The organism is Sphingomonas sp. CCH9-E2, from assembly GCF_001557215.1.
Classification (GTDB): domain Bacteria; phylum Pseudomonadota; class Alphaproteobacteria; order Sphingomonadales; family Sphingomonadaceae; genus Sphingomonas.
In genome coordinates this window covers 1-7,297 of the sequence record NZ_LSJM01000102.1, presented here as the reverse complement: position 1 = coordinate 7,297, position 7,297 = coordinate 1, and the positions used below count along the sequence as shown (strand labels likewise).

The window sequence follows — 7,297 nt, the reverse complement described above, 5'->3', positions numbered from 1 at the left end:
CGCCCAGTCCCCCGGACTGGGCTTGGACTGCCGGGGGCAGTCCAACCCGCCACTCCTAAAGGGGAGGGGCTTAAGGAATGAACATGAGCGAACCGGAAAAACGTGCCGAGACCGCTGCCGAACAGGTGACCCAACTCGTCGACCTGCTCGACGTCGAAACAATCGACGTCGACCTGTATCGCGGCGCGCGTCAGCCCGGCGGGGTCGGACGCGTGTTCGGCGGGCAGGTGATCGCGCAGGCGCTTCAGGCGGCGCAACGCTCGGTCGAGGGCAAGGACGCGCACTCGCTCCACGCCTATTTCATGCGGCCGGGCAATGAGGATTTCCCGATCATCTATCGCGTCGTGCGCGACTATGACGGCGGCAGCTTCGCCAATCGCCGCGTCATCGCGCTGCAACAGGGCGTGCCGATCCTCAACATGATCGCGTCGTTCCAGCGGCCTGAGGACGGTCTGTCGCATCAGGCCGATATGCCGGACGTACCGGGGCCGGAAGACCTGCGCTCCGAATTCGACCTGCGCGAGGAAATCCGCGATCATGTGCCGGAGAAGTTCCGTCCCTTCTTCCTGCGCCCGCGCCCGATCGAAATCCGCCCCTGCAATCCGCGCAACTGGTTCAAGCCGGAAAAGCGCGACCCGGTGCAGCATAGCTGGTTCCGCACCGCCGCCGCTTTGCCCGACGACCCGGCGCTGCACCGCGCGGTGCTCTCCTACGCCAGCGACATGATGCTCCTCGGCACCGCGACGATGCCGCACGGCGTCAACTGGATGACGCGCGGGTTGCAGAGCGCGAGCCTGGACCATGCCGTGTGGCTGCACGAGCCGCTGCGCGCCGATGACTGGCTGCTCTACACCACCGACAGCCCCTGGGCCGGCCATGCGCGCGGGTTCAACCGCGGGCGGATCTACAGCCGCGACGGGCGACTGGTGGCAAGCGTCGCGCAGGAAGGGCTGATGCGGATGCGGGAGGGGTGAGGTGCGGGCAGCAAGTCCCCCTCCCGCTCGCGGGAGGGGTTAGGGGAGGTCCTGTTCAAACAGGCCGTCCGCTAATGTGACAGGCCCTCCCCCGGCCCCTCCCGCTCGCGGGAGGGGAGATTACGCGGGCCCTCACGCCTTCGGCACGATCACATACGCCGCCGGCAGGTACAGAAACACCTCGGTCAAACTCGCGCGCGACCATTCGACCGGGCGGTCCAGCCCGCGCACTTCGACCCCGTAACCTGGACCGAAGCGCGCCGCGGTGGCGGCGGCGTCGGCGGCGATCATTTCGATGATCTTGTTGCGATACTGGTCGGGGCTGAGCACCGACAGCGTCATGTCACCGCTCTTTTCGATCTGCGCGCGCCCGGCCGGCGGCACCGCCTTGATGAACTTGGCGATACGGTCGAGCGCCGCGCGGGCGTCCATACCGGGCTCCAGCTTCACCTTGATGATGAAGCTGGTCCGCTCCGAATCCGGCCGCCCGTCGCGGCTGAGCAGCAGGTCGCCATAATTGGCGAGCGTCAGCGCCTCGACCACGTAGTCGCCGGTGGCCAGTTCGACGCCATGCTTGCCCGCCTGCTCGATCGCGCTGCGCACCATCGTGTAGATTTCCTTGCGCCGCAGCGCCTCGTCGCGCGTATCGCCGGTGATCGACACGCGCTGCACCGCGAAATCCGCCGTGCGCCGCAACGTGATGATCGGGATCGACGTGCCCTGAAAGCCGTCGCGGTTGCTCGGCGATCGGGTGGCCGTCACCATCACCTCCTGCGCCGCAACGGGCAGGATGCTCGCGACCATCAATGATGCTGCCGTCAGTGCCCGAATGATCCGCATGATCCTGCTCCCGCTTGGTGCCGGGTGCAGGGTCGGTCTTTGCCCACGCCCGGTCAACCGGCTGTCAGGACGCGTCAGAAACCGGGCGCGTCGTCGTCGGGATCGTCGCGCCCGGCCATGCGATAGTGCACGCGCGCGATACAGCCCTGCGCCCCGTTCGGCGCGGCTTCGGCGCGCGCGGCGATGATCATGCGGCGCGCCTGCTCGCCGAACTCCGCAGCGGGTTCGCTGGCGAGCACGGTCACCGCCCCGGTCGCTCCCCAGGGTGCAAGGTCGTAGCGCACGATCGCCCAGCCCTCGATCGCGCGGCGGCGAAAGGCGTCGGGGAATTCGAGGTTGAGCGGGCGGGCCCAACGCACCGGTTCGGGGCAGCGTGCCTCTGGATAATCCGTTTTGGGCGGCATTGGCGGGGCGGGAACCGGATCGGTCGCCGCGCGGCGGAAGGGGATGGTGCAGCGCGTGCGCGGCGCGTTGCCGACATAGCGGCTGCGCGCCGCCGCATCGCTCGCCGCAGCCTCGAGCACGCGGTTGCCGTCGCTGGCGACGATGCCCGGATTTTGCGGTACGCCATCGGCATCGACATCGAAACTGGCAACGGCATAGGACGGCACGCCCGGCGTCTGGGGAATGCGGCGATCGTCGATGAACGCGCGCAGCAACATGCGCGGACGCCCCGGCCCGGCGCAGTCGCCCGACTTGCGGATTTGCTGGATGATTGTCTGGAACTCGGACGGGTTCGCCATGCGCAGCGCCGCGATGCGGTAGAGATCGGCCGGGGCCGCGCGGTCGAGCGGGACGCTCCGCGCGGTGAAGGTCATGGTGCAGGCGGCTCCGACCGCGCTGGCCGGAAAGCGCCACAGGCTGAACGCCGGGGCAAGGTCGGTGGCTTGAACATAGCCCTTGGGCCCCGACGCCGCGACCCGCTGCGTGATCCCGAGCGGGCGGCCATCCTCGCCGACCGTGAACCCCATTTCGTAGGACCGCGCCGCTTCGACCCCAAGCCGGGCGACCTGGGTGAAGGGCGCGACGGCGGCCAGCGGCGTTACGATCTGCCCACCGCATTGTGCGGTCGCACCCTCATAGTCCACGAGATGCGGGCGATAGGGCGGCGTCTGGATGACCGGCGCCGCCAGATGCGTGGGAGACCGCGGCGGTGCTGGCGGCGGCACGGAGATGGTCGCGGTCTGGGCGGCGGCGGCGAGGAGCGTCAGCATGAAGCGCAGCGTCGGCGCTTTTTGTTACCGGATCAAGGCATTAGCTCGCACGCATCGAAAACGCCGCTGGATGCGGGAGCGAGTTTGCAACAGCGCGTGTCACCTGTCCTCCCCGCAATGACGCCGCGCTTGCTCGGCAAGATGGGCGTAGATTGCCGCCTGATCGAGGTGGAACTTGCGGTCCGCTGGGCACGTGGCACGCTTGGCTTCGTCGAGGGACTGCTCGGCACAGCGCGTGCTGGCGATGCTGGACAGGTTTTCTGGCACTGATTGTCCGATTGGTTGCCAACCGGCAGATCGGTCAGTGGAAAGAACAACTTACGGGCGGTCACAATATTCAAACCACCAGCGCTTCGGCGCCTTGCGGTGTCATAAGCGCGTTGAAGCACCGATGGTCGGTTATACCGCCGTCTTCCCATATTCCTGTCGCGTCACCGGGTGGCTCGACGATAGCCCGCCATCGACTGCGAGCGCTTGGCCGTTGACATAGCTCGCATCGTCCGACGCCAGGAACAGCGCCGCACGCGCCAGTTCCTCGGGCTGAGCGCCACGCCGCAGCGGGTTCAACCGGCCGACGCGGTCCATCTTCCCGGCTTCGCGCGCATAGTCGAAGGTCGGCTTGGTCATCCCGGTTTCGGTGAGGCCGGGGCACAGTGCGTTGACGCGGACATTGGAGCCCGACAGCTGCTGCGCGGCGACGGCGGCGAGGTTGATGACCCCCGCCTTGGACGCCGAATAGGCCGGGCTGCCCGCGCCCGACCGGATGCCCGCGACGCTGGCGGTGAGGACGATCGCGCCCTTCCCTCTTTCCGCGATCTTCGGCGCGCCATGCTTGATCGCGAGCAGCGGCCCGATCAGGTTCACGCGCAGCACTTCGGCCATCAGCTCGGGCGTAGTATCGAACAAATTGGCCATGCCGCCCGAGATGCCGGCATTGGCAAACAGCACGTCGAGCCCGCCAAATTCGGCGACCGCGAGATCGACCGTGGCGATCACGTCCGGCTCGCTGCCCGCATCCATGCGGATCGCCTTGGCGGTGCCGCCCGCCGCAGCGATCAGCGCGACCGTCTCGTCCGCGCCCTCGGTCTTGTCGGCGACGATCACCCGCCCCCCTTCGGCGGCGAAGAGGATCGCGGCGGCGCGGCCGATCCCGCTGCCCGCACCGGTGACGATGATCGATTTGTCGTGAAAGCGCGCCATCAGATCGTCACCCCGCCATCGATCACCAAAGCCTGCCCCGTCGTGTAGCGCCCCGCCGCCGAAGCAAGGAAGACGACGCCGCCGGCAATGTCTTCCGGCTCGCCCAAACGGCGCAGCGGGGTCTGCTGGTTCACCCGCTTCTCCGCCTCGGGATTCTCCCACAGCGCGCGGGCGAAGTCGGTCTTGATCAGGCCCGGCGCGATGCAGTTCACGCGGACATTGTCGGGACCATATTCGACCGCATAGTTGCGCGCGAGCTGGAAGTCCGCCGCCTTGGACACGTTGTACGCCCCGATCACCGGCGACCCGCGCAGACCGCCGATCGAGGAGATGATGACGATCGCGCCGTCCTTGCGCTCGCGCATCTCGGGCGCGACCATCTGGATCAGCCAGTGGTTGGACAGGACATTGTTGTCGAGGATCTTGCGGAACTGCTCGTCCGCGATCCCCGCCAGCGGCCCGTAATAGGGGTTGGACGCGGCGTTGCAGACCAGGATGTCGATGCGGCCGAACACGCGGCGCGTCTCGTCCACCAGATGCTGGAGCGCGTCCTTGTGCGAGATGCTCGCGGCGATGGCGATGGCGGCGCCGTCGCCATGTTTGGCGTTGATCGCGGCGGCGACTTCTTCGCACGCATCCTGGTTGCGGCTGGAGATGACGACACGCGCCCCCTGATCGGCGAGCGCCTCGGCCGAGGCCTTGCCGATCCCGCGTGAGGATCCGGTGACGATGGCGACCTTACCGGTCAGGTCGAACAGGCTCATATCCTCTCCCCTCCCGCTTGCGGGAGGGGCCGGGGGAGGGCCTGTCCGCACACGGTGTATCCAGTTTGGAGGGACAGGCCCTCCCCTAACCCCTCCCGCAAGCGGGAGGGGGATTTCAGGCCCCAGCCTTGCGCGCAAACTCCCACGCGCTCGCGGCCAGCCCCGGCACCCGCGCCGCCGTCTCCTCGGCGTGGGCATTGCTGGCATTGCCGTCGAGCAGGCGGCGCTTGATCCCCTGCACGATGCTCATCAACCGGAACTGGCCGAACGCGAAATACCAGTTGAGGTCGGGGATGCCGTCGCGCCCGGTCGCGGCGCAGTAACGCTCGACCATCGCCTCGACGGTCGGAATGCCCGTCTCCGCCCCGGTAATGCCGCCGATGCCCGACGCGCCATTGGCCGGGATCATCCAGTTCATCAGCAGGTACGAAAAATCCGCCATCGGATCGCCCAGCGTCGACAGCTCCCAGTCGAGCACCGCCTTCACCTGCGGCGTGTCGGCGTCGAAGATCATATTGTCGATGCGATAATCGCCATGGACGATGCTGGTGCGCGTCTGCGGCGGGAGGGTGCGCGGCAGCCATTCGATCAGCTTCTCGACATCCTCCAGATCGTCGGTCTGGGCCAGGCGATATTGCTTGGTCCAGCGCCCCACCTGTCGCTCGAAATAGCTGCCCGGCTTGCCGTAATCGCCAAGGCCAGCCGCGACGTAATCGGTCTCATGCAGCTGCGCGAGCCGGTCGCAGATTTCGTGATAAATTGCCGTGCGCTGCTCCGGCGTCTTGTCGGGCAGCGATCCGTCCCAATAGGTTGCGCCCTCGACCAACTCCATGATGTAGAAGGCCGATCCGACGACCCCGTCATCCTCGCACAGCCCATAGGGCCGCGCCACGGGAAAGCCGGTCGGATGCAGCCCCGCGATCAGGCGATATTCGCGATCCACCGCATGGGCCGAGGGGAGCAGCGGCCCGAACGGCTTGCGCCGCAGCACATAGGCGCCGCTCGCCGCATCGATGCGATAGGTCGGGTTGCTCTGTCCGCCGGGGAATTTGGCGTAGGTGAGCGGGCCAGCGAAGCCCGCGACATTGGCCTCCATCCATGCGGTCAGCCGCGCGGTGTCGAGATCGTCGACCTGCTCCATCGGCTGCCCGCCGCGATGTCCCGCCGGGCTGGTCATGCGAACTCGATCACGGAGCGCACCGCGTCCCCCTGTCGCAGATTGTCGAAGGCGTGGTTGATGTCCTCCAGCTTGATCCGCTCGGCCACCATCGTGTCGAGGTCGAGCACGCCGTCGAGATACATCTGGACGAGGTGCGGCAGGTCGATCGGGAATTGCATCGACCCGGCGAGCGAGCCCTGCAGCTTCTTGCCCGACAGGAAGGTCGGACCCGGAATGCTGACCGACTCACCCGGCTTGATCATGCCCAGGATCGTCGCGGTACCGCCCCGGCGCAGCACGTGCCAGGCGGTCTCCGCCGTCTGCGGCCGCCCGACCGCCTCGATCGCATAATGCACGCCGCCATCGGTGAGCTTCAGCACCTGCTTGACCAGATCGGGGGCCATGGCGTCGAGATCATGCGTCGCGCCCATCTTCCGCGCCAGCGCGCGCTTCTCGGGCACCGGATCAATCGCGATGATCTTGCCCGCGCCCGCAATCTTCGCGGCGTTGATCGCCGACAGGCCGATGCCGCCGCACCCGATCACCGCGACCGTTTCGCCCGGCGTCACCTTGCTGTCGCGGAAGATCGACCCCGCTCCTGTCAGCACCGCGCAACCGAGCAACGCGGCGCGATCGAGCGGCATGTCCTTGCTGATCGCGACGCACGCATTTTCATGGATCAGCATCTGCTCGGCGAAGGCCGACAGGTTGAGGAAATGGTTGACCGGCGTGCCATCGGCGAGCGTCAGCTTGGGGGCAGCATCGGCCGGGCGGCGGGTCGAATTGTCCAGACAAAGCGACGGGCGGCCCGACACGCAGAACTCGCACGACCCACAGAAGACGGTGAAGAAGGTGATGACATGGTCGCCGGGCTTCAGCCGCGTGACCTCGCTCCCCACCGCCTCGACCACGCCCGCTGCCTCATGCCCCGGCACGGTCGGCATGGCGTGCGGATAGGCACCGTCGACGAAATGCAGGTCCGACCGGCACACGCCGCATGCGGCGGTGCGCACCAGCACCTCGCGCGGACCGGGCTTGTCGATACGGATATCGTGGATCTCGAGCGGCTTGCCGGCCTCGAACAGGACTGCTGCTTTCACATCTTCTCCCTTCTTAGCCCCTCCCCTTCAGGGGAGGGGTTGGGGT

The 7,297-nt window shown here is 67.4% G+C and carries 8 protein-coding genes; 2 read left to right on the top strand and 6 right to left on the bottom strand.

Annotation, left to right across the window (positions count from 1 at the left end; translation table 11 throughout):
• Positions 1-83 precede the first annotated feature (83 nt).
• On the top strand, positions 84-974 hold the full coding sequence (locus AX681_RS05275) for an acyl-CoA thioesterase (RefSeq protein ID WP_066660890.1): 891 nt from the start codon (positions 84-86) through the stop codon (positions 972-974).
• A 132-nt stretch (positions 975-1,106) separates the two neighbouring features.
• On the opposite strand, the gene AX681_RS05270 is transcribed toward AX681_RS05275, so the two are convergent.
• A complete protein-coding gene (locus AX681_RS05270) occupies positions 1,107-1,814 on the bottom strand; it encodes a TonB-dependent receptor (RefSeq protein WP_156442776.1) in 708 nt (235 codons plus the stop codon).
• Between the two features lie 74 nt (positions 1,815-1,888).
• The gene (locus AX681_RS05265) at positions 1,889-3,028 is read right to left on the bottom strand and encodes an energy transducer TonB (protein ID WP_066681919.1); all 1,140 of its coding nucleotides are present in this window, start codon (positions 3,026-3,028) and stop codon (positions 1,889-1,891) included.
• A 96-nt stretch (positions 3,029-3,124) separates the two neighbouring features.
• Between AX681_RS05265 and AX681_RS21825 the strand changes: the two genes are divergently transcribed.
• Positions 3,125-3,298, top strand: coding sequence for a hypothetical protein (locus tag AX681_RS21825; protein ID WP_156442775.1), 174 nt, complete (start codon positions 3,125-3,127; stop codon positions 3,296-3,298).
• A gap of 129 nt (positions 3,299-3,427) precedes the next feature.
• Here the strand turns inward: AX681_RS21825 and AX681_RS05260 are convergent, their stop codons facing one another.
• The 4 genes from AX681_RS05260 to AX681_RS05245 all read right to left on the bottom strand — a co-directional run bounded on the left by AX681_RS05260 (position 3,428) and on the right by AX681_RS05245 (position 7,251).
• Positions 3,428-4,228: an SDR family NAD(P)-dependent oxidoreductase gene (locus AX681_RS05260; RefSeq protein WP_066681918.1), complete on the bottom strand. Its 801-nt coding sequence runs from the start codon at positions 4,226-4,228 to the stop codon at positions 3,428-3,430.
• Positions 4,228-4,992, bottom strand: coding sequence for an SDR family NAD(P)-dependent oxidoreductase (locus AX681_RS05255; protein WP_066656711.1), 765 nt, complete (start codon positions 4,990-4,992; stop codon positions 4,228-4,230). Before AX681_RS05255 ends, AX681_RS05260 begins: the two co-directional genes overlap by 1 nt.
• A 115-nt stretch (positions 4,993-5,107) precedes the next feature.
• A complete protein-coding gene (locus AX681_RS05250) occupies positions 5,108-6,169 on the bottom strand; it encodes a phosphotransferase family protein (protein WP_066660938.1) in 1,062 nt (353 codons plus the stop codon).
• Positions 6,166-7,251, bottom strand: a complete 1,086-nt coding sequence (locus AX681_RS05245) for a Zn-dependent alcohol dehydrogenase (RefSeq protein WP_066660939.1) — start codon at positions 7,249-7,251, stop codon at positions 6,166-6,168. The genes AX681_RS05250 and AX681_RS05245 overlap by 4 nt, the downstream gene beginning before the upstream one ends.
• Positions 7,252-7,297 lie beyond the last annotated feature (46 nt).